The organism is Mesorhizobium sp. M0243, assembly GCF_040321775.1.
Taxonomy (GTDB): Bacteria; Pseudomonadota; Alphaproteobacteria; order Rhizobiales; family Rhizobiaceae; genus Mesorhizobium.
The window spans coordinates 38,701-64,990 of sequence record NZ_JAMYSF010000029.1 but is presented as its reverse complement, the minus strand read 5'-3'; the positions used below and the strand labels follow the sequence as shown (position 1 = coordinate 64,990).

The window sequence follows — 26,290 nt, the reverse complement described above, 5'->3', positions numbered from 1 at the left end:
GGTTCAACGTTGACCGCGCTGCCGGGGTGCTTGCGGACTTCTGCCACCGGCCCAAGTGTTGTCAGCCGCTTGCACGGCACCTTGCATTCTCCTTGCAAGGTCGAAGGGAGCTGTCGCCGACAACCATGATCTCACAGGCAGGGCATGAGCGGGCGACATCGTCGCCATGCCAAGACGCGTCTGGTCCGCTTCGAACCGTCTCGGCCGACGGTCGCCGGTCAACAGTGGAAAACGATCGCAATCGGTTCACGATCGAGTGAGAGCCATGACCGTTCCTCTGCGGCGCTCAGACTGCCGCCGAGTGCCTGGCCGTTCCAGTTTCGAAATATTTGTCGAACCTGGCCGCGATGCTTCGGACGAAAGGGCGACTTTCAGCCGGCACAACGAATCTGTCGCCATCAAGTTCAAGCAATCGAACCGGATCGTGGAGGGCCATGGAACTTGACTGAAGGAGGAGCCTCTGGCCGGCCTCGCCGAAGCGTTCCACCAGATCGATGGCCGAGAAGGCGAAGTCGCACATCAAACGTTCGATGATCCAGCCGCGAACGCGGTCGTCGTTGGAAAGTGCGATACCCCGAACAGCGGCCAGCCCGCCGTCATCAACCGTGCATCGATATTCGCTGGTCGAAGGCATGTTCTGCGCATAGCCCTGCCGAAACTGGCTGATGGACGATGGGCCTAGCCCAATCAAGGTTTCGCAGCAATCGTCGGTGTAACCCTGAAAGTTCCGGTGCAGTGTTCCGGCGCGGGCGGCAAGGGCCAGGGCATCGCCGGGTTTGGCGAAATGGTCGAGGCCGATTGCTTCGTACCCCTGGTCCACGATCGCCCGCGCCGCCAGTTGCAATTGAGCAAATCTCTCCGCGGGACCGGGCAGCCATGCCTCGTCTATCATGGTCTGATGTTTCTTGAACCACGGCACATGGGCGTAGCCAAAAAGCACTATCCTGTCGGGTTCCAAGGTCAGCGCCTGCGCGACGGTGGAGGAGACGCTCTCCCTCGTCTGGTGCGGCAAGCCGTAGAGCAGGTCTAGATTGACCGATTCGACGCCGCGCGAACGAACACCGTCGACTACCGCTTTGGTCTGCAAAAAGCTCTGCTCGCGGTTGATTGCCTTCTGAACCTTCGGATCGAAGTCCTGGACGCCGAGGCTCGCACGGGTCGTGCCGATTTCGGCAAGCGCATCGAGGCGGGCATCGTCCATATCATTGGGTTCGATTTCAACGCTGATCTTGGCGCCGGGAAGAAAGGCGAAGCTGTTGCGCAGGACGCTTCCCAGCGCCACAATATCCTCAGGTTCCAGCATCGTCGGGGAACCGCCGCCGAAATGAACCGCGCGAACTCGGCCCTTGCCGGTAACAAGGCCGCCAACCGTGGCGATCTCCGCATACAGCGAGCGCAGATAAGCGGCCACCGGCTCGTAGTGGCGGGTCTGTTTGGTATGGCACGCGCAGAACCAGCAGAGCCTGTCGCAATAAGGAATATGCAGGTAAAGCGATATCTCGTCACCACCTTCGAGCGCCTCCAACCAGCCTCGGTAAACGACGGCATCGACGCCCGCATGGAAATGGGGCGCAGTCGGATAACTGGTATAGCGCGGGACGTTCTCGCCAAATCTGGCAGCTAGCTTTTGTCGCATGTCGTGGTCCACCGTGTTTGCGTCGCCCGAACTGTGGATGCTTGGATGAGCCTAAGCCCTGATTTCGATCAACCTTCAGCACGGACAAACTGCCGCAAGGATTTTTCTACCGTGGATTGCTATCCTGCCCGCACTGGACCGGTAGAGCGATCGAATGACATTACGGCAGGATATTCACAGTTCCGGCATTCCCGTTCTTTGCCTGCCTTGCGAGGCACGGCGCCGCGGTGTCTGTGGCGCGCTCGAGCCAGACGATTTGGCTCAGCTCGCCAAGACGTCGTCGCGGCACAATATCGAGCCGGGGGTCGAACTGATCGGCGACGCCGAGGCGGTGGACTGTTATTCAAACGTGCTTTCAGGCGTGGTGAAGCTCACGAAGAGCCTTTCGGACGGCCGCCAGCAGATCGTCGGTCTCCAGTTCGCGCCGGATTTTCTGGGACGGCCCTTCAAGATGAAAAGTGCGATCAATGCGGAAGCGGCAACAGCTGTCTCGCTGTGCTCGTTTCCGAGAGCGGCCATCGAACGGATGATGAAGCAGTCACCCGAATTTGTGCATCGCCTGCTCAAGCAGGCGCTGAACGAACTTGACGAGGCCCGCGAATGGATGGTGACTCTGGGGCGCAAGACCGCACCAGAGAAGGTGGCGAGCTTTCTCCTCATGATTGCCCGGAACATCGACTCCAATGTTGACCCGGCGGCTATGTCGGCATGCTTCGAGCTGCCGATGACGCGTGCCGACATATCTGATTTCCTTGGCATCACAAACGAGACCGTGAGCCGTCAGCTGACCAGCCTGAGAATGGACGGCGTGATTCGGATCGAGAACAACCGCCGCGTCACCGTGGACAGCATGAGCCGGCTGGAACGGCGCTGCGGCGGCCGAGGCGCAATAGCCGTTTGAATGACACGGAGCTGCATGGCCCACGCCACTTACTTCATTCGGGGCAGGGCATGCTCGCGTTGGGCTCAGAAGACATCGCGTAGCGACAGCCCGTTCTCCATCCGATCGTATACGCCAGTTGCGTTTCGGCTCGTCGGCGAAGCATCCACACTTGGCCGAAGTCAATATGCCTCATACGCAGGCGAAAATCGCCGTCTCCCCAAACTATAAATGTCGCGAAGGCAGCGCAACGCTGGCGCTGGCTGTTCCAAGGCATTGAAACGATCGACGTTCGGTAAGGCATCGGCCTGCTTACCAGCGTCACAGAAGGTGCGCTTCCCCAACGCCCGCGGTCGCCTCCTACCCGGGCCCCGACTGGGGACGCCGGGCCTGTCCATAAACCGTCGGCCGGTGCTGCACTTCCACATTCGACACAGTCTGATCGCACCGAACTCGATGCTGCTCGAAGCAAAATGGTGCGGCTCTGACATGGATCAGGGCGAGCAGGCGACGGCTGCGCAATAAGGCACCGCGGTTTGGCATCCGCCGGAATTGGAAATCGGGGCTTGCGATGAAATTCGGCAAAGAAATCGTGCTTCTAAGCCTGTTCGCATTCGCGGCTTTGGTGGCCGCTGGCGCTGGGGTGGATGAACCCTTTCGCCAGCATATGTGGGTCTTGTTCTTCGCCTTGGCTGGCTTCACTGCGATCCTGTTGCGCAACACTGAGTTCAAGCCTGCCGCGCCGATCGACCCGTCCGCTTACATGGACGGGCCAATCCGCTATGGCGCCATCGCCACCATGTTCTGGGGTGTCATCGGCATGCTTGTCGGCGTGGTCATCGCGCTGCAGCTTGCCTATCCCGATCTCAACATCCAGCCCTGGTTCAACTTTGGCCGTTTGCGGCCACTGCATACGTCGGGAGTCGTTTTCGCCTTCGGCGGCAACGCGCTGCTTTGCACGTCTCTCTATGTCGTGCAACGCACCTGCCGCGCCCGGCTGTTCGGCGGCGATCTCGGCTGGTTCGTGTTCTGGGGCTACCAGCTCTTCATCGTCATGGCAGCGACTGGCTACCTGCTCGGCATCACCGAGAGCCGCGAATACGCCGAGCCCGAATGGTATGTGGACATCTGGCTGACCATTGTCTGGGTCGCCTATCTCATCCTGTTCCTCGGCACGATCCTGAAGCGCAAGGAACCCCACATCTACGTCGCTAACTGGTTCTACCTGTCCTTCATCGTCACCATCGCGATGCTGCATGTGGTCAACAACCTCTCCATGCCCGCCTCCTTCCTGGGCTCGAAGAGCTATTCGGCTTTCTCCGGGGTCCAGGACGCTCTGACGCAATGGTGGTATGGCCACAACGCCGTGGGCTTCTTTCTGACCGCCGGCTTTCTCGGCATGATGTATTATTTCGTACCCAAGCAGGCGAACCGGCCGGTCTATTCCTACCGGCTGTCGATCGTCCATTTCTGGGCAATCATCTTTCTCTACATCTGGGCTGGACCCCATCATTTGCACTACACCGCCTTGCCCGATTGGGCGCAGACGCTCGGCATGGTGTTCTCGATCATGCTGTGGATGCCGTCATGGGGCGGCATGATCAATGGCCTGATGACGCTGTCGGGCGCCTGGGACAAGCTCCGCACCGATCCGATCATCCGCATGATGGTGATGGCCATCGCCTTCTACGGCATGTCCACCTTCGAGGGCCCGATGATGTCGATCAAGACGGTCAACTCGCTGTCGCACTATACCGACTGGACCATCGGACACGTCCATTCGGGCGCACTCGGCTGGGTCGGCATGATCTCGTTCGGCGCGCTTTATTACATGGTGCCGAAGCTGTGGAACCGTGAACGGCTCTACTCGCTGCGCCTCGTTACCTGGCACTTCTGGCTGGCGACGCTTGGCATCGTTGTCTACGCGTCGGTCATGTGGGTGTCCGGCATCATGCAGGGCCTGATGTGGCGCGAATACGACGAGCAGGGCTTCCTGGTCTACTCCTTCGCCGAAACCGTGGCCGCCATGCACCCCTACTACATCATGCGCGCCATCGGCGGAGCCATGTACCTTTCCGGCGCCCTGATCATGGCGTGGAACATCGCCATGACCATCCTTGGCTACCGGCGCGAGGAGGATCCGATGCCCGGCTCCGTTCCCGCCCTCCAGCTTGCGCGATGATGAGACAGAAAATGAGGTTGATGAACAGACACGCGGTCATCGAGAAGAACGCTACACTTCTTCTCCTCGGGTCGCTGCTGGTCGTGACAATCGGCGGCATCGTCGAGATCGCGCCGCTCTTCTATCTCGACAACACGATCGAGAAGGTCGAAGGCATGCGGCCCTACTCGCCGCTCGAACTCGTCGGGCGCAACATCTATGTGCGTGAGGGATGCTATCTATGCCATAGCCAGATGATCCGCCCGTTCCGTGACGAGGTCGAGCGCTATGGGCATTACAGCCTGGCGGCCGAGTCGATGTATGATCATCCCTTCCAGTGGGGATCGAAGCGCACCGGACCGGACCTCGCTCGGGTTGGCGATCGCTACTCAAATCTTTGGCATGTCGAGCACCTCACGGACCCTCGTTCCGTGGTGCCGGAATCCATCATGCCGAGCTATGGCTTTCTGAAGGATACGCCGATCGCGGTGAAGGATTTCTCGACGCATCTGGTTGCCAACAGGCGCGTCGGCGTTCCCTACTCCGACGACATGGTCGCTAACGCCAATGCTGATTTGATGGCGCAGGCTGATCCCAATGCCGACACGTCCGGCCTCGAGGCCCGCTACCCCAAGGCCAGGATCGGCGATTTCGACGGTGATCCGCAGCAAGTCACCGAAATGGACGCCCTGGTTTCTTATCTCCAGATGCTCGGCACGCTTGTCGATTTCAAGAACTACGATGAGACCGCCGGCTACCGCTGAGGACAATGGCGATGACGTACAATTTCATGCGGGAGTTTGCTGACAGCTGGGGCCTGCTTGCCATCGCTCTTTTCTTCATCGGATCCGTTGCCTTTGCACTTCGCCCCGGCAGCCGCAGGCAAGCCGGCGAAGCAGCTCAAATTCCTCTGAAGGAGGACTGATCATGAGCAGCGATCACATTGACGAGGTTTCCGGCATCTCGACGACCGGTCATGAGTGGGACGGCATTCGCGAGCTCAACAACCCGCTCCCGCGCTGGTGGGTCATCACCTTCTACATGACCATAGTCTGGGCGATCGGTTACACAATTGCCTACCCGGCATGGCCGCTGTTGCACTCCGCGACAAAGGGCGTACTTGGCTATTCCAGCCGCAACGAAGTCAAGAACGAGTTGTCCGCGGCCGAAGCGGCAAAGGGCAAATATGTCGCCGCAATAGAGTCGAAAAGTGTTTCGGAGATTGCTGCGGATGACACGCTGCGCGAATTCGCCGTCGCTGCCGGCGCCGCCGCGTTCAAGGTCAATTGCGTGCAGTGCCACGGTTCCGGCGCCCAGGGGTCCAAGGGCTTTCCGAACCTAAATGACGACGACTGGCTGTGGGGCGGCGAGGTGGACCAGATCCAGCAGACGATCGCTCATGGCATCCGCTTAGCCTCCGACCCGGCTACGCGCCTGTCGGAAATGCCGGCCTTTGGCGACATCATCACCGCCGATCAGATCAAACAGGTCAGCGCCTACGTTGCCAGCCTGTCCGGCACTGTCGGCGATCAATCGTTGGTCGCGCCCGGCGCCAAGGTCTTCGCCGAAAATTGCGTGGCCTGTCACGGCGACAATGCAAAAGGCAACAAGGAACTCGGCGCTCCAGATCTGACCGACGCCATCTGGCTCTACGGGTCAGGCGAAGCGGCCATCGCCGCCCAGGTCACCGCGCCGAAACAGGGCGTGATGCCGGCCTGGGGCGCGCGCCTCGGCGAGACCAAGGTCAAGGAACTGGCGGTCTACATCCATTCGCTTGGCGGCGGAGAATAGGAGCAGAAGCCTATTCTCGTCCTCCCCCTCCCGCCAAGCGACGAGGCCCGGCGCAAGCCGGGCCTCGGCATCATCCAGAACCGATGAGTCGGTTTCCGGCGAAATCGTCGCTGGTGACTGGAGCTTCTCGTGCTTGATAACACGCAAATAGAAAGGATCGAACCCACGCCGGTCAACTCCGCCAAGGTGCGTCAGCCAATGTACGCTGCGCGCAAGAAGATCTTCCCGAAGCGGGCCTCGGGCAGCTTTCGCCAGTTCAAATGGCTGGTGATGGCGGTCACGCTCGGCATCTACTATCTGACGCCGTGGCTGCGCTGGGATCGGGGCTCGTTTAGCCCGGACCAGGCCGTGCTGCTCGATGTCGCTAACCGGCGTTTCTATTTCTTCTTCATCGAGATATGGCCGCAGGAGTTCTACTATGTCGCCGGCCTTCTGGTCATGGCCGGCGTCGGTCTTTTCCTGATCACGTCGACTGTCGGCCGTGCCTGGTGTGGCTACACATGCCCGCAGACCGTATGGGTCGACCTGTTCCTGGTCGTCGAGCGCGCGATAGAGGGCGACCGCAACGCTCGTATCAAGCTTGATGCCGGTCTCTGGACCCCCCGCAAACTCGTGCTGCGGGTATCGAAACACGCCATCTGGCTGGCCATAGGCGCGCTGACGGGCGGCGCCTGGATCTTCTATTTCGCTGACGCGCCGACGCTGCTCGGCGAACTCTTCACCGGCACGGCAGCGCCTGTCGCCTACATCACCGTCGCGGTTCTGGCGGCTACCACCTACACGTTCGGCGGTCTGATGCGCGAACAGGTCTGCACCTATATGTGCCCGTGGCCCCGCATCCAGGCGGCCATGCTCGATGAAAATTCCCTCACTGTCACCTACAATGACTGGCGCGGCGAACCGCGTTCGCGCCACGCCAAGAAGGTGCTGGCCGCAGGCCAGCTCGTGGGCGACTGCGTCGACTGCAATGCCTGTGTCGCGGTCTGCCCGATGGGGATCGACATTCGCGATGGCCAGCAGCTCGAATGCATCACTTGCGCGCTCTGCATCGACGCCTGTGACGGCGTCATGGACAAGCTCGGCAAGGAGCGTGGGCTGATCGCCTATGCGACGCTCTCCGACTACAACGCCAACATGATGCTGGCGACTGCAGGCGGGTCCAGCTCAGTCAATCCGGCGCTGGTCAGGACGGATGACGGCCTGTTTTCGGACAGAGTGGCGCATTTCCACATCCGCAAGATCTTTCGGCCACGCACCTATGTCTACATGGCTATGTGGTCGCTGATCGGCCTGGGCCTCCTCTACTCGCTGCTGACGCGCGACCGGCTCGAAATCAATGTCCTGCACGACCGCAATCCACAATTCGTGACGCTCTCCGACGGCTCGATCCGCAACGGCTACACCGTCAAGCTGCTCAACATGATCCCCGAGCCGAGGACGATCGTCGTAACCATGCAGGGCCTTGAAGGCGCTGACATGGTCGTCGTCGGCGACGACATCCCCGCAGGCCGTTCTGTCGCCATTCCGGTCGAACCCGACCGCCTGAAAATGCTGAGGGTCTTCGTTCGCCAGCCGGCGGACCAGATCCGCGCTCCGGCACAGACCTTCAAGTTCCGCGTCGAGGACAGAGCCAGCTTCGAGTCGAACGAGTACACCGCCACCTTCAACGCGCCGGAGACTGCCAGATGAGCGCCAGAACACAAAAAACCCGCGAATTCACCGGCAGGCACATGTTGGCCATCATCCTGGCCTTTTTCGGTGTGGTCATCGCGGTCAATCTGACCATGGCGACGCTTGCCAACACGAGCTGGACCGGCCTGGTCGTCGAAAACACCTATGTGGCGAGCCAGCAGTTCAACAGGAAGGCCGAGGAGGGGCGCGCGCAGGCAGCCCTTGGCTGGACCGGCAAGCTGACCATTGCATCGGGCGAAGTCCGCTACGGCCTCACCGACGCCGCCGGCAAGCCGGTTCCCTTGCATGGCGTGAAGGTGCTGTTTCGCCATCCCGCATACGAGAAGGAGGACAAGTCCGTCACCCTCGCACCCGCCTCGGGCCAGGAATTCGCCGCCCAGCACATGCCGAAGGACGGCGTCTGGATTGTCGAAGTCGACGCCGACGCCGGTCTGGACAAACCGTATCGCGACGTCCGCAGGATCATGATTTCCAATGGAGCGCTGCAATGAGTTGTTGTGCACCGGGCGCCGAAATGGCGCTTGATCTGGTCAACGCCGGATCGGTCCTGCCGTCCAGCCAGGAGATCAGGCTGGCGAGCCGATCGCTTGGCGATGATCTCCGCCAGACCGATCTTTCGGTCCCCACGGTTCATTGCGCGGCCTGCATCCAGGCGATCGAGACAGCACTGGGAAAGCTCGATCAAGTGGAGAGCGCTCGTGTCAACCTGTCGACGAAGCGGGTCGCGGTCCGCTGGCGTGGAAACCAGGTACCACCATTCGTCGCCGCGCTGGGACGGCTGGGCTACGAGGCGCATCTGTTCGACCCCGAGGTCGACAACAAGGACAAGACACTCTCCGAGCTGATCCGCGCCGTTGCTGTCGCTGGCTTTGCGGCGGGCAACATCATGCTGCTTTCGGTCTCAGTCTGGTCCGGTGCTGAAGGCGCTACCCGCGACCTGTTCCACTGGGTCTCGGCGCTTATCGCCATCCCTGCACTCGCCTTCGCCGGCGGCATCTTCTTCCGCTCGGCCTGGAATGCGCTGCGTCACGGCCGCATGAACATGGATGTGCCGATCGCGGTCGGGGTGTCCCTCGCCTACGCCATGAGCCTCTATGAGACGATCACCCATGGCGACCACGCCTATTTCGATGCATCGGTGTCGCTGCTGTTCTTCCTGTTGATCGGCCGCACGTTGGATCATGTCATGCGCGAACGTGCCCGGACCGCCGTGAAAGGCCTGTCCCAGTTGGCCGCACGTGGCGCCATGGTGCTGCGCGGCGATGGTGCACGCGACTATCTGCCGGTTGGCGAGATCGAACCCGGCATGCTGCTGTTGATCGCTGCCAGCGAGAGAATCCCCGTCGACGGCAAGATCATTCAAGGGGCCTCGGATCTGGACTGCTCGTTGGTTTCCGGCGAGAGCACGCCTCGAAACGTAGCGGCAGGTGAAGCCGTGCAGGCCGGTGTCCTCAACCTAACCGGCCCGCTGACGATCGAGGCGACCGCCGCCGCGAAGGATTCGTTCCTGGCGGAAATGGTTCGGCTGATGGAGTCCGCAGAGGGCGGCCGCGCGCATTATCGCCGGATCGCCGACCGCGTTTCGGCGCTCTATGCTCCGGTGGTTCATCTGACCGCCTTCGCGACCTTCCTTGGCTGGATGGCGGCGACCGGCGACTGGCACCGGGCGATAACCATCGCCATTGCCGTTCTGATCATCACATGCCCGTGCGCGCTCGGCCTCGCCGTGCCGATCGTTCAGGTGGTCGCGGCGCGGCGCCTGTTCGAGAGCGGCATCATGGTCAAGGACGGTTCGGCCATGGAGCGCCTGGCGACGATTGATAGAGCGGTGTTCGACAAGACCGGAACGCTCACCCTCGGCCAGCCCCGGCTGGTCAATGCGGACTCGATTGATCCGGCCATGCTGGCAATCGCGGGAGACATGGCTGCGCACTCGCGTCACCCGTTTTCAAAGGCCATAGCCGGTTTTGCCCGCCTTGGCGGGCAGCACAAATTCGATGCCGTCACCGAGCACCCGGGTTTCGGGATCGAAGCCACAGCCGCCGGTAGTACCTGGCGGCTGGGCCGGCGCGGATGGGCTGCATGGAAGGCCCGCACCGGCGGCGAAGGCAGACATGGCTATGGCGGAACGGTGCTGACAAAAGACGGGTTCATTGTCGCGACCTTCGATTTTGAGGACGCGCTGCGCGCCGACGCCAGGGCGGCGATCGGGCAATTGACCCATGCTGGGGTGTCGGTGGAAATGCTGTCGGGCGATACCGCGGGCGCCTGCGGCGAAGTTGCAAAAATGCTGGGTATCGACAATTTTATTCCGTGCCTGCTGCCGTCCGGCAAGGTCGAACGCATTGAGACGGCGGCGAAAGACGGACACAGGGTTCTGATGGTTGGCGACGGTCTCAACGACACGCCGGCGCTGAGCGCTGCGCATGTCTCGATCGCTCCTGCCACCGCCGCCGACATTGGCCGCAACGCGGCCGATTTCGTATTCCTGCGCGAAAGCCTCTTGGCGGTCCCGCTGGCTGTTGAAGTATCGCGCAAGGCGGGAAGCCTGATCCGACAGAACATAACAATTGCGATCGTTTATAATGCTGTTGCCGTGCCGATCGCCATTCTGGGCCATGTTACGCCTCTTATCGCCGCGGTCGCGATGTCAGCCTCGTCATTGCTCGTGGTTGGAAATGCCATGCGTCTGCAAGGCTTCGCAACGGGTGCGTCGTCCGCGATTGCGCGGCAAGACAGGCCCGCGCGGGCCGGCGCCTTGGCTCAATCGTCATGACGACGCTCGTCTACCTCATCCCCGTAGCGCTATTCCTTGGCGCACTCGGCCTGTCCGGCTTCCTTTGGGCGTTGAGAAGCGGCCAGTACGAGGATCTCGATGGCGCGGCGGAGCGCATTCTCATCGACAGCGACGACGGCGCGGAGAATGCCACTCGTTCCAAGTGACTCAGATCAACGCGCCGCGGGTCGGGATGTCCTATCGTCGTCCGACGAAAGATCAGGAGGGTGAGGATGCAAGCCGAATCCTTAATGACAAAGCCAGTCATCACGACGCATGCGAACGCGACGATCGCCGAAGCGGTCATGCTTTCAAGCAAAGTCAGCTGCCTGCCAGTAACGACCAGCGACGGCACCTTTGTTGGCATTGTAAGCAAAAGCGACTTCTTGCGCCGAGAGGAACTCGGAACCCAGCGTGTGCGTCCGCGCTGGCTGGAGCTTGATCTTGGCCCGGGCACAACCGCCAATGACTATGTGTGCGCTCGAATGGACGGATCATCCATCAGGTGATGACCACACACGTCATCTCGGCGCCTCCTGTCGACCTGATGATGCAACATCGCACAACAATGTCCCGATTGTCGATTCGGGAAAGGGTCGTCGGCATCATCACGCGAACTGATTTGCTGCTTGTCCTGATCCGCCATGCCGAAACAGGGAACCACGCCACCCGATGACGAACTGATCCGCAAGGCTATCCTTGCCGAACTGCAGCCACAAACCTGGAGCGGTGGTGACTTGATCGATGTGAGGGTCAGCGACGGCCTTGTCGAACTGAATGGGGCGATTGTCGACGAGCGTCAGCGGAAGGCAGCGATCGTTGCGGCTGAGAAGGTTGCCGGCGTCGGGCAAGTCAAGGACCGCCTCCTCCTCAGTACGGATCCGTTCTCAGTGATGGTTTCATAGCTGCGAAAAAAGCGGGGACGCCAAGCAGAGTCCCTTTGGTTCTGCTCCCTTCCCACATCACTTGGACATGAGGCCGTCGGCGAGTTCCTTCGGCGTCTAGCGCGTTAGGAGAGCACGCTGTCGGCAGCAAGACGCCCGTCCAGACGGAAATGCGGTGGCCGCTGCCTGTTTTGGTGGGGCTTGGACCGGGGCTTCCTGTGGATCTTGAAGAGCGGCCAATACGAAGATCTCGACGGCTCCGCCGAGCGGGTCCTTATCGATCGGGAAGAGCCGCGAGGCTGAACCGGTTGGCGGCGCCAACGACTGTGCGGATGCTGGTCGTCAGTCGACCGAATCTTTGCTGGCGATTGCCCGCGTCATGACGATATCGGCGCGGTGCGAAGAACGGATCTGCCACAATGCGTTGCCGAGCCTTTGGCCAGGAGGGGCACGCGATTGGGAAGCCGACCATTCAGAATGCCCAGACATGGAGACGTTTTCACGGCAATCGACCACTCGACCGTGAACCCGCCGCTGACGGGTTTGTCGAGCCTGGTTGATCCAGATCAGCGTTATCTCTTCATCGGCATGGTTTCATTGACCAGGCTTCCAACGGAGAACGCATGTCTATCGAGTTGGGGAGATGAGCGGCAAACCGTGGGTGATTGCGATGCTTCAAGAGCGCTTCGTGTCGAAGATAGCCGCTATGGCGGCACGCTGATGGCCGGCTATGTCGACAAATTCGACATCATTGTCGTCGGAGCTGGTCCGGTCGGACTTGCCTTCGCAGCATCGCTCGCCTGGAGCCGACTCAAGGTGGCAGTGGTTGAACGGCAGTCGCTCGACAGCCTGGCGAATCCGGCTTTCGACGGTCGCGAGATCGCGCTGACCCACGCATCAGTGAGAATCCTTCGCGAGCTCGGCGCCTGGGATGCCATCCCCGCATCGGACAAATCACCGCTTCATGGCGCGCGCGTGCTCAACGGATCCAGCCCTTTCGCCCTGAGCTTCGATGCTCCCAGCGGATCTGGGGAACCACTCGGATTTCTGGTCCCAAATTGTCGGATCCGCGATGCCCTGTTCAAAATTGTCCACTTCCAGGATCATGCCCGGCTGCTGTGCGGCAACTCGGTCGTCAATGCAACAAATAGCGAAGACGAGGCGGTCATAACGCTTTCTGATGGCAGGCAATTGGCCGCTCGGCTGCTCGTAGCAGCGGATTCGCGTTTGTCCCCGATGCGCGACCTGCTCGGCATTGGCGCCAACATCCATCCGCTTGGCCACTCCATGCTGATTTGCCGAGTGAGGCACGAGCGCGTCCATCACCAGATCGCGGTCGAATGGTTCGACCACCATCAGACCATAGCGATGTTGCCGCTCATGGAAGGCGTGTCGTCGCTGCTTCTGACTTTGCGCTCAAGCGAGGCCGACAGACTGTTTGCTCTCGACGACGAATTGTTCCGCATGGAATTGATGAACCGGTGTCGAGGACGCCTCGGGCAGATGACCCTGGCAAGCACCCGCCATGCCTATCCGCTGGTCACGACCTGGGCGCACAAGTTCTCGGCTCCGAGTGCGGCACTGATCGGAGACGCTGCCATTGGCATGCACCCGGTGACCGCGCATGGCTTCAACATCGGCCTCAGCGGCCAGAAGCAACTCGCTCATAAAATACTGACAGCATGTCGCGCCCGCCGCGACATTGCCGATCCCGACATGCTCGGCAGATACGAAAGCCGGCTGCGGCTGTCGGCGGGGCCGCTCTATCATGCCACCAACATGCTTGTCGGTCTCTACTCAAGCGAGCACTCGGCGGCACGGCTTGCAAGACATGCTGGGCTCCGCTTTGCCCAACATCTTCCCTTTGTCCGCCATGGCATTTCGGCCATGCTCAGGCGGTGAATCGCACAGAGCGCTGCCGCTCTGGAACGCTGTCTCGGCGAGGCTTCCTTGTCTTGCTGGCGCGCGTCGTCGAGGGGCAAGGCTGTCTCCTGGTGACGTTGCCGATCATGGCATGATTCGGATCAAGGCACGCGCGCGGGCGAAGCCTTGATGATTCGGCAATGCTAAGCCAAAGGTGTGACCCGAAGCATGGTGAGCGCACTGGTTACCCTCGCTGGGTAGTTAACCCGTCCTTCAGTGGGCTTGCATAGGTTTGGTCCTCGCGAACAACGACGCAAGCAAGCTGGTCCATTCATGGCACCCCTAAAGGAAGAAGAATCGCTGGAGGCCAAAATCCGTCAGGATCAGCTTGCTGACCTGAGGGCCGGGCTCTTCGTGTCGATGCCGATAAGCGCGATCCTGTCAGGCCTGATTTGCGCGGTGCAGGCCCTTTCTGGCGGCGGCTTTGCCGCTGCCAGCTGGTTCCTGGTCGTCAATGCGCTAAATGCCGCCCGGCTTGCACTCGCCCGTTTTCAGCTAAAGGAAACGGGGCGCCATCAGGATTTGCTTGGCGTTTTGCCGCGCCTTCGCATGTTTGGCGTCCTTGCCCTTCTGGCAGGGTTTGCATGGTCCTTCCCGGCCGTGCTGACTGTTGGATACACAACACCACAAGCACCGATGCATCTGGTCATACTGGCGGGCATTTCAGCTGGTGCGGTTACATATGGCAGTTCGTATGCCGCGGCGGCGACCAGCTTCATCACACCTCCACTCCTCATCACGGTGGCGTGCCTTTTGGCGAAAGGCAATTTTGAACGCTACATTCTGGCTTTCACCGTTCTGCTCTTCATGGGCGGCTTGGTCCGAGCTTCGTTTGTTGGGCAGGCGCGCTTCCGCGAAGCAAGCCGCCTGAGACATGAGGCAGAGCGATTTGCGTCGGAAATGGAGCGCAACTCCAGGGAGGACCATCTGACCGCCCTTCTCAACAGGCGGGGCCTTGAACACGCCATCGGTCGGTTCAAGACCGCGGATGGCCCCTTCGTGGCAATGCTGATTGATCTGGACGGGTTCAAATCTGTCAATGACACCTACGGTCACAGGACCGGTGATGAACTGCTTGTCATGATCGCCCGCCGCATAGAGCAGGAAGCACCCGAAGGCTCAACGCTCGCTCGTATCGGCGGCGATGAATTCGTGCTGGTTTTTCCCTCAACGAGAGCTTCGCTTTCTGCCAGTGATCTCGCCTCCAATATCATAGCCAAAATTGCTCGCCCCTATATCGAGGTCGCGTCCGTTCGGGTCGGGGCATCGATAGGGATATACTTGGCGCAGACGCCGAGCCTGACTGAAATGTTGTTGCGGGCGGATATCGCCCTGTATACGGCCAAGCGCCATGGCAGGAACGAATTTTGCCTGTTCGATGCCGAACTCGACAGGGAACTGCAACGTCGCCAGTCGATCGAACGGGATCTTCATTCGGCGATAAAGACGGGAAGATTGCAACCTTGGTTCCAGCCGATCGTGAAACTCGAAACCGAGACCGTGGTCGGTTTTGAAGCCTTGCTGAGATGGTCCCATCCGACGCATGGTGCCATCTCTCCACCCGAAATCATCACGGCCGCACGCGAAACCGGAATGCTTCAGCTGCTGACGCAAACCGTATTCGCCGACTGTTGTGCTTTTATCGACGGCTTGGTGAAAGCTGACTGTCGTGACATTCGTGTGGCGATGAATGTTTCCCCTCGCGAACTGGAAGCCGGCGATATCGACGACATGGTTCTGGATGGTCTGGCGGCAAGAGGCCTGCCTGCGACGATGTTCGAAATCGAGATTACCGAAGAATCGCCGGTGGACCCGGACAGAGTGGATGAAAAGCTCGGACGGCTTTCACATGCCGGTATTTCCATCGCGCTCGATGACTTCGGCACCGGCTTTTCTACCTTGGCATCTCTCAAGGACCGTCGGATACGCAAGGTGAAAATAGACCAGGGCTTCATTCGCGGCCTGGCCAAGTCCCGAGAGGACCGACTGCTTGTCAAATCGGTCATCGAACTCGGTGACATGCTCGGGATCGAGGTCATGGCCGAGGGCGTCGAAACAGAGGCGGATCGGCAAACCCTGCACAAGCTTGGCTGCCGAACCGCTCAGGGCTTCCTCTTCTCCAAGGCTGTGCCTTCGATGCAAGCACTGGAAATGGCAGTCAAACAGCACGCGAACCAGTTGTGACCGCTCCCGCCGCGCCGGCTGTCGCGGCCGTGCGCTGCCGAATTTGGCTACAGAGACTTGCCTGCTCGAAACACGTGGCAGTGGGCGTTGTGCATCAGCCGGCGAACAGTTCCTTGTAGCCGGTCGTCACCATCCAGTTCGCACGGTCGATATGGCTGCGAAGAGCTTTGCGGGCGCGGACCGGGTCAATGGACGGGTCGATGCCGAGAATGCGCTCGGCCATCTCCTTTTCGCTGGCATTGTCGGCGCAGGCATCCAGGATCCGCAGGTAGATCGTGAAATGCTCCCTGTCGTAGCTCGTGAGGTTCTCCGACCAGGGGACTTCATCGCTCAAAGTTGAGCTTCGAGTCTCATCTGTTCCCATTGGTCCATTCATGCCTGCGAACCTCGCCTGTGAGCGCACGCAGTATATCCCAAAATGGGATAATCCGAAACCGGGATTAGTCGCTGATCCGGTCTTTACCCGACCGGTTCGCCTCCATGCCCAAATCCCTTCGATCGCCCCGCCACCAGCGGTTTCTGGCCCAGCTGGTTTCGCTGCGCAAGGCCAAAGGCCTGACCCAGGAGCAGCTGGCTGACAAGCTTGGTCGTCCCCAATCCTTCGTGGCCAAGTACGAGGGCGCAGAGCGGCGTCTCGACGTCATCGAGTTTCTCGACATAACTGCGGCCATTGACGCTGATCCGTGCGAGATTCTGTCCAGCCTCCGGTCCTAGCGGGCGCGCCGCATCTATCATGATCCGGACAGGAATATTGTCTAGGACAATGCCTCAATTTGTTGAAAGGCGAGCGCTGGTTTTCGGAGGAAGCCGCGCGCACGGCGCCGATGCCGTCGGGTTTCTCGACGTAACTGCGCCGCCTGACCATGTGCGAAAAAACTTGGCGCGCGCCCGCGCGCCTGACGACGCGCACCAGGTGCTCGTGAACCGAGCCCGCTTTTCTTCGGCAAGCTCAGGCGGTCTCGGCCATTCGGCTTCGCCCCTTGGCGTGGGCAGCCCTTCGGGCTGTGACGGCCGCCGCCCTTGCGGGCGGCGCGGTTTGTCTGTTGGCCTTTCCCGGTGGCGCGGGGCGGGCGGCACTCCCTTCTAGACCCGCTGCGGCAGCCCGCAACCCTTCGCGTGCCGCTCAGGGTCCTCCTCTTCGTTACGGTCCTTCGGATGCGTTCCGCCTACTGGGCGGGCCCTTCCGGTCGCGACTCGCCGCCCACCCCGCTTCCGGGGAAAGGCGCGGCGATTGGTGAGCGGAGGATAACACATGCGTGCAAACAGCAAGCGTACCACCAGCGGAGAGGCTGGCGCAGGCAAGGGCAGGCGCCCGGGCGCCAGCCTCTATCAGGAGATCACCGACCGCATCATTGCCGAGCTGGAGCGCGGTACCGTGCCATGGGTCAAGCCATGGGGCAGCGCAAAAGCAGGCCTCGGCCTGCCGAGGAATGCGTCCACGGGGCGCAGCTATTCCGGCATCAATATCCTCATCCTGTGGGGCGCCGTCATCGAGCGCAGCTATCCCAGCCAGAATTGGCTGACCTTCCGGCAGGCGCTTGCCCTGGGCGGCAATGTCAGGAAAGGCGAGCGCGGCACGACCATCGTGCATGCCGACCGCTTTGTCCCCAAGGACGAGAAGGAGCGCGCACGCCACGAGGGCGATGCACCACAGGCCGTGCCTTTTCTGAAGCGCTTTACCGTCTTCAATGTCGCGCAGTGCGACAATCTTCCGGAACACCTCCATGCCCCCGCCGAGCCGCTGCCTCAGTGCGAGATCGTGCCGCAGGCCGAAACGCTGATTCGCGCCAGTGGTGCGGATTTCAGGGTCGGCGGCGATCGCGCTTTCTACATGCCGGGCAGCGACCACATTCAGGTGCCGCCGCAACCAGCGTTCCACCAGCAGATCGACTATTACCGGACCTGCTTTCACGAGCTTGGCCACTGGACCGGCCACCCGACGCGGCTTGGTCGCGACCTCTCCGGCTCGTTCGGCTCCAAGGCTTACGCGCGTGAAGAATTGGTCGCCGAAATCACTGCCGCCTTCGTCTGCAGCAATCTCGGCATCGAGCCGACCGTGCGTCACGCCGATTACATCGGCTCATGGCTGAAGGTGCTGCGCGAGGACAACCGCGCTATATTCCGTGCCGCCAGCCTCGCTTCGAAGGCCGCCGATTTCCTGCTTGGCCTTCAGGCCGATGCCGAAGGCGAGGCGCAAGAAGGGATTGCGGCATGACGATGCACCATGCTCAACTGGCCGACGCCGCAAAGCGAGCAGATGCCCATTTCTGACGGCGCCGGAACTCACCGGCCCGATGCTGAACTATGCCGATCTGCATCGCCAAGGTGCGCCCCGAGCCGCAGCGCGCAGCCAACGAGACAGTGACTGCCAGCCTTGCCGGCTGCAAGGCTGACGCCGCATTCGGCAAATGCGGCACAAGCTGTTGGCCCTGCTCGGATCACCGGACCGAGAATAGCGTGGTGGCCGGCGGCAATCGCGACCCCTTGCTGCCGCCGGCATGTTCGCGCGCAAGGTGGGCGCTCTGCGACGACAATCTCGTGCGCGTCGTGGGCATATGGCGGCAACCGGACGATGGCTTTTCGATCGCTTGCGCGACGAGGAAATCGCCGATTCGATGCTCACCGAGATCGGCTTCAAGCATGTCGCCGACAGCAATTTCGCCTGGAAGGTCGAGTCCCAAACCGAGACTACCCTGGCGTCGAGAATGGCCGCTTCAGGTTGAGACCTGGCTGCCGCGCTGGGTGAAATTCCCGGCCGAAAGCTACACCAGCCGCGAGGCTTCCTATTCGCCGATCTGTGCGCAAGGAAGCAGTCGCTGTTCGTGCGCGAATAGTCGATCACGGCCCGAGCGGCGTTTTCTCGAGTACTGCCGCTGAGGACGCGCGCGCCGCTCCGGGCCGCGCCGGCTCCGATTGATCGTCTTGCCGAGCCAGTGCCGCGTGCGATAAATTCCAACGCCAATTCGCCCCCATTTCGGCAGCCCCGCACCGCCCCGGATTGCTTGCTGAGGCGCCAGGCGCATGGGGCCAATTGTACATCCGGTTGCCGAGAGAGCCTGCGCCGCCGGCCCCCTGCATAGTGCCGCCTGCTTATTGTGCCCCCGATCGCGCAACCTGTCTCCATTGTGTCTCAGGGACCATTCCCCTGCGCCTGGCTTGACGACCTATGGGCGGATCCGGCCGGCCCGAAACCCTCGCCGGCAGCTTTTTTCCCCGCCGCCTGCGGCGGCTTCCTCGCGCCGCTTCGCTTCAAAAAAGCTCCCCGCTCGGGTCCTCCGCTATCGCTGCGGCCGTGCCGGTTCCGGCGGTCCGGACGCGCCCATCACGGTCCGCCATCGCAGGGGAATGGTCCCCTGCGAGCACCAAGAGGAGACTGAAAATGACCGCAATCGGATACGTGACCAAACAGGAAAACGGCGGCTACAAGGGCCAGCTCAAGACGCTCAGCGTCCGCGCCGACATCGACATCGTGCCCAATCAGGCAAAGAGCGCCGACACCCATCCGGACTACCGGGTGCTGACGCAAGGGGTCGAAGTGGGTGCGGCCTGGATCCGCACCGGCGAGACCTCCGGCAAGGACTATGTGAGCCTGTCGATTGCGGCCCCCGAGTTTGGCCCGCGCAAGCTCTACGCCAATCTGGGCCGCGCCGCCGGCCAGGATGACGACGACACTTACGCCATCATCTGGAACCCGGTCGACTGACCGGCCGACCCGCAAAGCCCTGCGCCGCCCACCGGCGCAGGGCCTCTCTCAGGACCCGTGAGGCCGCCGAAGGGGCGGCGAAAACTCGCCCCCCACTCTTCGCCCGTCCCCAAAACGATCTCGCTCGCCGATCCTCGCCTCGCTTGCCCGTAACGAACCGAGGATCATCATGGACGACGAAAACGAACGCGCAGCCCGCGCCAAGAAGGGCAGTCCGTTTCTCAACACCGCGCAGGCGGCCTTCTATATCGGGCTGTCCCAGCGCACGCTGGAGAAGATGCGCCTCAAAGGCGGTGGCCCACAATTCCGCAAGCACGGCCGCTATGTCCGCTATCACATCGACGAACTCGACGACTGGTCGAAGGGGCACGCGCAGGAGACCGCGCCCGAGGATGGCGCGCACGGATCCGGCTCGGCCGGTGAGGGAGGCCGCTCATGAGCCGGCGTCCCACCATCCGTCTGATCGGCAGCCATCTGCGGCGCATTCGAGCCCGCAAGACGATCGTCGTTGCCACAATCGGCCTTGGCCTGATCGGCTTCGCCGCCTTCGGCAAACCATCGCCCTGGCTGGTCTGGAACGCCTCGGCGAGTGCGCCGGTCGGCCTCTATCGCGCCGCATCCGGATCGCCCGCTCGTGGTGATCTCGTACTCGTCCGCCCACCAAGACCGGTCGCCGATCTCGCCGCCGAACGCTTCTATCTGCCCAGCAACGTGCCGCTGGTCAAGCGCCTTGCGGCGCTGCCCGGCGAGCATGTCTGCACCTTCGGCGACGCCATCATCATCGGCGGCGAGATAGCCGCGCGCCGGCTTGCAACCGACACGCAGCACCGTCCGCTGCCTTGGTGGAATGCATGCCGAAAACTCGCCGCCGACGAGGTTTTCCTGCTCGGCAGCGATAAAGATCGCTCGTTCGACAGCCGCTATTTCGGGCCGGTGCCGGCCGAAAACATCATCGGGAGGCTCGTGCCGCTATGGACCGAGTGACCCTCCTTATGCTGAGCATGGCGTGTCTCGCACCATGCTCCTGTTCCGCCGCGACCAACACGAAGCCGGTCGTCATCTCCTATAGTCCGCAGCTTGCAAGATGGCAGCCCTTCGTAGCCGAAGCAAGCCGGCGTTTCAGCATTCCACAGACCTGGATTTATGCCGTCATGGATGCCGAAAGCCGGGGGCAGACGACGCTCAATGGGCGGCCGGTCACGTCGAGCGCCGGCGCCATTGGCCTCATGCAGGTGATGCCAGCCACCTACGAGGAGTTGCGCGCAGAGCTTGGCCTGGGAGCCGTCCCGCACGACCCTCGCGACAACATTCTGGCAGGCACTGCCTATCTGCGCGCCATGTATGACCGCTTCGGATTTCCAGGCCTGTTTGCAGCCTATAACGCCGGGCCGGAGCGCTACGAGCAGCATTTGCAGCGCGGGCAACCGCTGCCCAGCGAGACGGTTTCGTATCTGGAAGAGATCAAGGCGGCGGGCATTTCGGCCGCCGATATGGACGCGCTCACCGGCAAATCCCGTTCCAAAAGCGCGCCGGGAATCCCGTCCGGGCAGTCGCTGTTTTTTCTCCGAAACGGTGTTTCCGTGACCGGCCCGAATGGCCAACTCCTGGTGCCGCTCGGATCGGAGCGAGCAAGATCAGGCCGGCCGGATCGCAGGTGAGGGCAGCGGCTACCGTGGTCCGGGCGGGGGCCAGGGGGGCAGGTGCGCGGAAGGCAAGATAAAGGCAGCGCCTCCTGGAGGCGGCCAAGTGTTTGTCTGCACATCGTTTTCCCAGGAGGTTGCCTCCGGGTCCAGGAGGGTCTGGCGCGCAAGCCTCTGAAATTGCTGCTCGTTCATCGGAGGCCGCATGCAGGATGACGAATTCACGCCGAAGCTCGGCAAAATTGGGTCGCGCGGCTCGAAGGCGGGCAAACGCTACGCTGGCCAGGTGCAGGCCGCGGTCAACCGAGCAGGCGGCAGGAGCGGACGCGGCAGCCGCTTCATCGGAAGCCGGGTGGGGCGCGGCGGGGCTGCTGCCGCAGTTCTTATACCGCGCGACCGCCACGCGGCGTTTCGGCAGCGGCGCGCAGTCGTCAAGGCACGCATCGTCAAGCTGGCCGGCAAGGGAGTCGACGGCGCTCGTGCGCACCTCCGCTACCTCCAGCGCGACGGCGTCACCCGGGAAGGCGAGCGTGGCGAGCTCTACGCTGCCGACAATGACGACGCGGACGGCAGGGCCTTTCTCGATCGCTCGAACGGTGACCGTCATCAGTTCCGCTTCATCGTCGCCCCTGAAGACGGAATCGATTATGATAACCTGAAGCCGCTCACCCGGCGCCTCATGGCGCAAATGGAAGAAGACCTCGGCACCAGGCTAGACTGGGTGGCCGTCGACCATTTCAACACCGGCCATCCTCACACCCACATCATCGTGCGCGGCAGGGATGATCACGGCGAGAACCTCGTCATAGCGCGGGACTACATCTCCTCTGGCTTGCGCGAGCGCGCAGCCGAACTGGTTAGCCTCGACCTTGGCCCGCGCACCGACCGCGAGATCGAGCAGCGCTTGCGCCAGGAGATGGATCAGGAACGCTTCACCAGCATCGACCGGCAGCTGATGCGCATGCGCGACGATGAGGGGTGTGTCTCACCGGCCAGCCGAGACACCTTTCGCCAGACGCTGCACCAGGGCCGCCTGCGCAAGCTCGAGCGGATGGGCCTCGCCGAGGAGATGCCTGCCGGGCGCTGGCGCTTGGAGGATGAGCTCGAAGCCACGCTACGCCGCATCGGCGCGCGCGGCGACATCGTCAAGACCATCCATCGCGAGCTGACCGGCAAGGGGCTCGTCCGCAGTGCCGCCGACCATCTTATCCACGATCGATGCGACGGGTCGGCTCAAACCGTGGTCGGACGTGTCGTCGGGCGCGGGCTGGCCGACGAAATCACTGACCGCCATTACCTCGTCGTCGACGGCGTGGACGGCAAAAGCCACTATTTTGATATCGGCAAAGGCGAGGCCACCCAACCGACACCAGAGGGCTGCATAGTGCGGGTCAGGCCGAGGGACACCGGGCCAAGAAAAGTCGACCGCACAATTGCCGCCATCGCATCGGTCAACGACGGGCGCTACAGCATCGATATACATCTCAAGCATGACCCCTCGGCCACCGAACGTTTTGCCGAAACGCACGTGCGGCGACTGGAGGCGATCCGCCGTGCGACCGGTGGCGTCGAGCGCGAGCCGGACGGCACATGGACAGTCGCGCCCGACCATCTCAACCGCGTCGCGGATTACGAGCGTCAGCGAGCGAGGGCCCAGCCTGTTGTCGTCGACAAGCTCTCATCAATGCCGCTGGAGAGCCAAGTAGGCTTCGACGGCGCCACCTGGATCGACCAGGAGCTGGTATCAGCCCACCCTGAGTCCTTGCGCGACTCTGGCTTCGGTCGCGAAGTACGTCAGGTCCAGGCCTGCCGACAGCAGTGGCTGATCGCGCAAGGTCTTGCCCATGATGCGCAGGATCGGGTCATCTATCGCGCCAACATGCTTTCAATGCTGCGCCAACGAGAGCTGAACCGTGTTGCCAGTCAGCTCTCGGACGAACTCGGGCTCTCGTATTCTGAAGCGCAGCATGGCAATCGAATAGACGGTACGCTGCGCTGCTGCGTCGAGCTCGCCGGCGGAAAATACGGTGTCATCGCGAAATCGCGCGAGTTCACGCTGGTGCCTTGGCGGCCGGTGCTTGAGCATCATATCGGCAAGGAGGTGTCTGGCGTGGTGCGCGCCGAGGGGATTTCCTGGACGATCGGACGCCAGAGGAGCGGGCCCGGCGTTTCGTGAACTGGCTACAATTTATTTGTCCGCGTTGAAACAGGTACTCAGCCCACACGGAGTTCCTCCGCCTGCTGCTTGCTCGCAGCATTCATTTGGCGGAGAGTCAGTGTTCTGCATTTTGTAGTTCGCTCTGTCAAAAAGCGCTGGGAATATGCATCATGTTCTGCGTTGACACGGAAGGCGCGCCGACAGGTGCTGCGGATCGGCTCCCGATGGGCTGCCAGCTAGAAAGGTGGGCTGACTCGTGACAGCGCAAGGGGCTCTGGCGGCCGCGGTACGGCGACGCGAGTTCTGGCATCGAGGATGAAGCCGCACTTCCCGATCTTATTCTACTCGCAGGACCGGCAGACGCGGCGGTCGCCCGTGCGAGCAATCATGCTGTTGGCCCTGGCGTAAACTTGCAGTCCGTCCCGGGAGGACTTTGTAACGGAGAAAACTAGGCGGAAAGAGGCGCGCGGCCCGTCTCCCCAGCAACCCGCTTTGCGGATTCCTCCTCTGCCCGCTTCGCAGACGGGGATACCCTCCGCCCCTTGCTATTCGTTGCCCGCCGCTATGCAAAGGACAGGCGACCTGAATCCGTGCTCAAGCCGATCTGGCGGCAGAGAGGGGGGTCTCGGGCTGAACATGGGACCCGTGATGGACATAATTGCCACGCGAATCCTCATGCTCGCCTAACCGGCCGGAACGATTTGCAATCCGGGCAGGCTCAACAAATTAAGGAGTAGCTCGTTCCGTGTCCAAGCCCAGACAAGTCTTGGTTTTCTCACGGGCGCGATACAAAAGGCACAGGCTGGACTTGGCTGCCGGGGGCGGGGCTTGTCGACCGCTCGATTGAAAGTGAGATGCGAGGCGGAGAATCACCCATGTGCAGAGCGGCAAGGCGCTCGCCTATGTCCCTGTCATTCACCGTTAGTCGATGGTTTAGACGAAGATAGTCCGTCCATGTCGGCGTGCGGAAGGTCTCGGTCCAAAGCGTCGACTTCTGAAGGTCGCGCTGGAGGGTCCAGTCCCGCGCACCGGCGCGGCTCTGAACGCGCCGCCTTTCGCGCATGCAGCTCAGAAATTCATCGATACTCTCCTCCAGTATCGAGTACTCCACCTTGATCACGATCGGACCGCTCCTGGGCTTCAAAGGGAGGGCCAGTTCTGGTGGCCTGAAGTCGACGGCCGCTTGATCCGATTCCTCCCATAGCCGCACCGGCAATAGCTTTCCCACAGCCGCGACCAGCAACAGTGCCGCTGCAGCACCTTCCAAAGCCCACGTCAGCGAATAGTACTGCGCGACAGCACCCCAGATCCAGCTACCCGCTGCCATGCCGCCGTAGGTCAGGGCGTAATAGATGGACAGGGTGCGACCAACGACCCACCTTGGGCTTGCCAACTGCACACACACGTCGGTTCCGGTCCAGGTGACAACCCAGCCAGCGCCACCGATTGCAAGCGCGATCGCCGCCACAGCCACCGACGATGTGAGGGCCATCAAAAGGCAGCACGTTGCGCAAGCAACGGATGCGAGCGTGATCAATCGGTTCTGGGACGTGATGCGTCTCAAGTAGCTGCTGCCAATGCCGGCGATGAAGGCGCCTGTGCCGAAGCCGGCCAATAGCACGCCGTACACTATTGGCCCTCCCGCCAGCTGGTCGCGAACCAGGAGGGGGAGCAAAGCAAGGATCGAGATGCTTGACAGCCCGAACAGGGTTGCACGCACGATCGCCACTCTGATCTCTGAGGATATTGCCGTGAATCGCATGCCATCATGAATAGCCGTAGTCATCCGCTCGCGCGGAAGAGGCGAAGAGCGAACTTGCCACTGTGAGCGCAGAACAGCGCTCAACGGGACCAGGTCACTTAGCGCAGCGAGGGCGAAAGCCGTAAGGGGGCCCAGCAAAGCTAAGATTACACCGCCCAGCGCCGGTCCTATGCTCCGAACCACGTTGTACCCCACCGACATCAGCGTCACTGCAGCGGGTATGTCGCGCTTTTCCAGGATATCGCCGACCGAGGCGTGCCAGGCTGGATCGTTCAAGGCAAAGCCGCATCCGGCCAAGAAACTCAGTCCCAGGATTAGCCATGGACTAGCAAAGCCCAGTCCCACAGAGAGTGCCAGCGCCGTGGATGCCAGTGCGATCAGGCAGTGTCCGGCAAGCATCACGCCACGGCGGCTGAAGCTGTCTGCAATGGCTCCAGCAAGGATCGACAAGAAGAACGCGGGCAGTGTCGATGCAGCCTGTACGAGCGCAACCATCAGATCGGAGGCTGAAATCGTGGCCATGAGCCAGCTTATAGCCACGCTCTGCACCAGCCAGCCAAGGCTGGATATCTGCGTGGCTGTCCAGATAGAACGAAAGACCGGGTTGTGAAGAGGGATCAGTGTGTTTGCCGCAAAGCGCGGAGGATCTTGACGCCGCATCACTTCTTCACCTCCACTGGGTGTCGTTCTTCCGCTCATTTTGCTTACAGCGGTGCGCTCTCTGCACAGACTGCGTCACAACGAAGTTCCGAGATCGCGCTCGCAACAAGGACAATGTCGCATCCACGGTGCTGATGCGCGTTGAGGTACCAACCTGGCCGTTAGCTGATGGGTCCCGCAGCCCGCTTGGTGCGGTCAGTTCTGCCCTGCGACTCTTGGCTTTGGACGGTGCTAGCGCCCCGATGGCCGGCTTGTCAAACTGCCGTGGTGCCAGCACATCCATCCCATCTGTTGACCGCGATCTCCGACGAGGTCGAGCAGCAGTAGGTCAACGGCAAATCTGGGTATTTCCGCTTCCGGTCGAGCGCGTGGCCATCGTCCAGAAACCCGAAGACGTTCATCACCCATGCGACCACGCGCCCGAGACGATGCGACACGGC

25 protein-coding genes are annotated in these 26,290 nt (G+C 61.7%); 22 read left to right on the top strand and 3 right to left on the bottom strand.

The annotated features are described in order from the left end of the window. Positions 1-286: 286 nt before the first annotated feature. Positions 287-1,636: an oxygen-independent coproporphyrinogen III oxidase gene (hemN, locus tag NKJ11_RS27925; protein WP_352441141.1), complete on the bottom strand. Its 1,350-nt coding sequence runs from the start codon at positions 1,634-1,636 to the stop codon at positions 287-289. A gap of 154 nt (positions 1,637-1,790) precedes the next feature. Here hemN and NKJ11_RS27920 point away from each other — a divergent pair, with 154 nt between their 5' ends. The 14 genes from NKJ11_RS27920 (at position 1,791) to NKJ11_RS27855 (ending at position 15,927) form a co-directional block, all read left to right on the top strand. Next, positions 1,791-2,537: a Crp/Fnr family transcriptional regulator gene (locus NKJ11_RS27920; RefSeq protein WP_023735815.1), complete on the top strand. Its 747-nt coding sequence runs from the start codon at positions 1,791-1,793 to the stop codon at positions 2,535-2,537. Between the two features lie 550 nt (positions 2,538-3,087). Further along, complete coding sequence (ccoN, locus tag NKJ11_RS27915; protein WP_352441140.1) at positions 3,088-4,698, top strand: cytochrome-c oxidase, cbb3-type subunit I; 1,611 nt, start codon at positions 3,088-3,090, stop codon at positions 4,696-4,698. A gap of 11 nt (positions 4,699-4,709) precedes the next feature. Further along, positions 4,710-5,441: a cytochrome-c oxidase, cbb3-type subunit II gene (gene ccoO / locus NKJ11_RS27910; RefSeq protein ID WP_023735813.1), complete on the top strand. Its 732-nt coding sequence runs from the start codon at positions 4,710-4,712 to the stop codon at positions 5,439-5,441. A gap of 11 nt (positions 5,442-5,452) precedes the next feature. Next, positions 5,453-5,602 carry a CcoQ/FixQ family Cbb3-type cytochrome c oxidase assembly chaperone gene (locus NKJ11_RS27905; RefSeq protein ID WP_023735812.1) on the top strand — a complete coding sequence of 50 codons (150 nt, stop codon included), beginning with the start codon at positions 5,453-5,455 and terminating at the stop codon, positions 5,600-5,602. 2 nt (positions 5,603-5,604) lie between these two features. Then, positions 5,605-6,468, top strand: coding sequence for a cytochrome-c oxidase, cbb3-type subunit III (gene ccoP / locus NKJ11_RS27900; RefSeq protein WP_352794774.1), 864 nt, complete (start codon positions 5,605-5,607; stop codon positions 6,466-6,468). A gap of 129 nt (positions 6,469-6,597) precedes the next feature. Next, the gene (ccoG, locus tag NKJ11_RS27895; protein WP_352794773.1) at positions 6,598-8,157 is read left to right on the top strand and encodes a cytochrome c oxidase accessory protein CcoG; all 1,560 of its coding nucleotides are present in this window, start codon (positions 6,598-6,600) and stop codon (positions 8,155-8,157) included. Then, complete coding sequence (locus tag NKJ11_RS27890) at positions 8,154-8,651, top strand: FixH family protein (RefSeq protein ID WP_352794772.1); 498 nt, start codon at positions 8,154-8,156, stop codon at positions 8,649-8,651. Before ccoG ends, NKJ11_RS27890 begins: the two co-directional genes overlap by 4 nt. Continuing rightward, a complete protein-coding gene (locus NKJ11_RS27885; protein WP_352794771.1) occupies positions 8,648-10,936 on the top strand; it encodes a heavy metal translocating P-type ATPase in 2,289 nt (762 codons plus the stop codon). The genes NKJ11_RS27890 and NKJ11_RS27885 overlap by 4 nt, the downstream gene beginning before the upstream one ends. Continuing rightward, positions 10,933-11,103: a cbb3-type cytochrome oxidase assembly protein CcoS gene (ccoS, locus tag NKJ11_RS27880; protein WP_023762793.1), complete on the top strand. Its 171-nt coding sequence runs from the start codon at positions 10,933-10,935 to the stop codon at positions 11,101-11,103. Before NKJ11_RS27885 ends, ccoS (NKJ11_RS27880) begins: the two co-directional genes overlap by 4 nt. Before the next feature lie 66 nt (positions 11,104-11,169). Continuing rightward, positions 11,170-11,445 carry a CBS domain-containing protein gene (locus NKJ11_RS27875; RefSeq protein ID WP_352794770.1) on the top strand — a complete coding sequence of 92 codons (276 nt, stop codon included), beginning with the start codon at positions 11,170-11,172 and terminating at the stop codon, positions 11,443-11,445. Between the two features lie 135 nt (positions 11,446-11,580). Further along, complete coding sequence (locus NKJ11_RS27870; RefSeq protein ID WP_352794769.1) at positions 11,581-11,841, top strand: BON domain-containing protein; 261 nt, start codon at positions 11,581-11,583, stop codon at positions 11,839-11,841. Positions 11,842-12,006: 165 nt separating this feature from the next. Then, positions 12,007-12,123 (top strand): cbb3-type cytochrome oxidase assembly protein CcoS, encoded by a 117-nt coding sequence (ccoS, locus tag NKJ11_RS27865; RefSeq protein WP_084025756.1) that lies wholly within the window; start codon positions 12,007-12,009, stop codon positions 12,121-12,123. A gap of 417 nt (positions 12,124-12,540) precedes the next feature. Beyond that, positions 12,541-13,722: a 5-demethoxyubiquinol-8 5-hydroxylase UbiM gene (gene ubiM / locus NKJ11_RS27860; RefSeq protein WP_352794789.1), complete on the top strand. Its 1,182-nt coding sequence runs from the start codon at positions 12,541-12,543 to the stop codon at positions 13,720-13,722. A gap of 294 nt (positions 13,723-14,016) precedes the next feature. Next, a complete protein-coding gene (locus NKJ11_RS27855) occupies positions 14,017-15,927 on the top strand; it encodes a putative bifunctional diguanylate cyclase/phosphodiesterase (protein ID WP_352794768.1) in 1,911 nt (636 codons plus the stop codon). Between the two features lie 94 nt (positions 15,928-16,021). On the opposite strand, the gene NKJ11_RS27850 is transcribed toward NKJ11_RS27855, so the two are convergent. Further along, the gene (locus NKJ11_RS27850; RefSeq protein WP_081731037.1) at positions 16,022-16,303 is read right to left on the bottom strand and encodes a DNA -binding domain-containing protein; all 282 of its coding nucleotides are present in this window, start codon (positions 16,301-16,303) and stop codon (positions 16,022-16,024) included. 104 nt (positions 16,304-16,407) lie between these two features. On the opposite strand from NKJ11_RS27850, the gene NKJ11_RS27845 reads away from it, so the two are divergent. From NKJ11_RS27845 to rlxS, 8 genes are all read left to right on the top strand, one after another. After that, positions 16,408-16,641, top strand: coding sequence for a helix-turn-helix domain-containing protein (locus NKJ11_RS27845; protein ID WP_023735803.1), 234 nt, complete (start codon positions 16,408-16,410; stop codon positions 16,639-16,641). Positions 16,642-17,179: 538 nt separating this feature from the next. Further along, the gene (locus tag NKJ11_RS27840) at positions 17,180-18,142 is read left to right on the top strand and encodes an ArdC family protein (RefSeq protein ID WP_352794767.1); all 963 of its coding nucleotides are present in this window, start codon (positions 17,180-17,182) and stop codon (positions 18,140-18,142) included. 283 nt (positions 18,143-18,425) lie between these two features. Then, a complete protein-coding gene (locus tag NKJ11_RS27835; protein WP_352794766.1) occupies positions 18,426-18,650 on the top strand; it encodes a hypothetical protein in 225 nt (74 codons plus the stop codon). A 656-nt stretch (positions 18,651-19,306) separates the two neighbouring features. Continuing rightward, positions 19,307-19,630 (top strand): DUF736 domain-containing protein, encoded by a 324-nt coding sequence (locus NKJ11_RS27830; protein WP_023735798.1) that lies wholly within the window; start codon positions 19,307-19,309, stop codon positions 19,628-19,630. A gap of 169 nt (positions 19,631-19,799) precedes the next feature. Beyond that, positions 19,800-20,069: a helix-turn-helix transcriptional regulator gene (locus NKJ11_RS27825; RefSeq protein ID WP_352794765.1), complete on the top strand. Its 270-nt coding sequence runs from the start codon at positions 19,800-19,802 to the stop codon at positions 20,067-20,069. Continuing rightward, positions 20,066-20,614, top strand: coding sequence for a signal peptidase I (gene lepB / locus NKJ11_RS27820; RefSeq protein ID WP_352794764.1), 549 nt, complete (start codon positions 20,066-20,068; stop codon positions 20,612-20,614). Before NKJ11_RS27825 ends, lepB begins: the two co-directional genes overlap by 4 nt. After that, a complete protein-coding gene (locus NKJ11_RS27815; protein WP_352794763.1) occupies positions 20,602-21,288 on the top strand; it encodes a lytic transglycosylase domain-containing protein in 687 nt (228 codons plus the stop codon). Before lepB ends, NKJ11_RS27815 begins: the two co-directional genes overlap by 13 nt. Before the next feature lie 187 nt (positions 21,289-21,475). Beyond that, the gene (gene rlxS, locus NKJ11_RS27810; protein ID WP_352794762.1) at positions 21,476-23,446 is read left to right on the top strand and encodes a relaxase/mobilization nuclease RlxS; all 1,971 of its coding nucleotides are present in this window, start codon (positions 21,476-21,478) and stop codon (positions 23,444-23,446) included. Positions 23,447-24,203: 757 nt separating this feature from the next. Here the strand turns inward: rlxS and NKJ11_RS27805 are convergent. After that, positions 24,204-25,850 carry an MFS transporter gene (locus tag NKJ11_RS27805; protein ID WP_031203413.1) on the bottom strand — a complete coding sequence of 549 codons (1,647 nt, stop codon included), beginning with the start codon at positions 25,848-25,850 and terminating at the stop codon, positions 24,204-24,206. Positions 25,851-26,290: the final 440 nt, after the last annotated feature.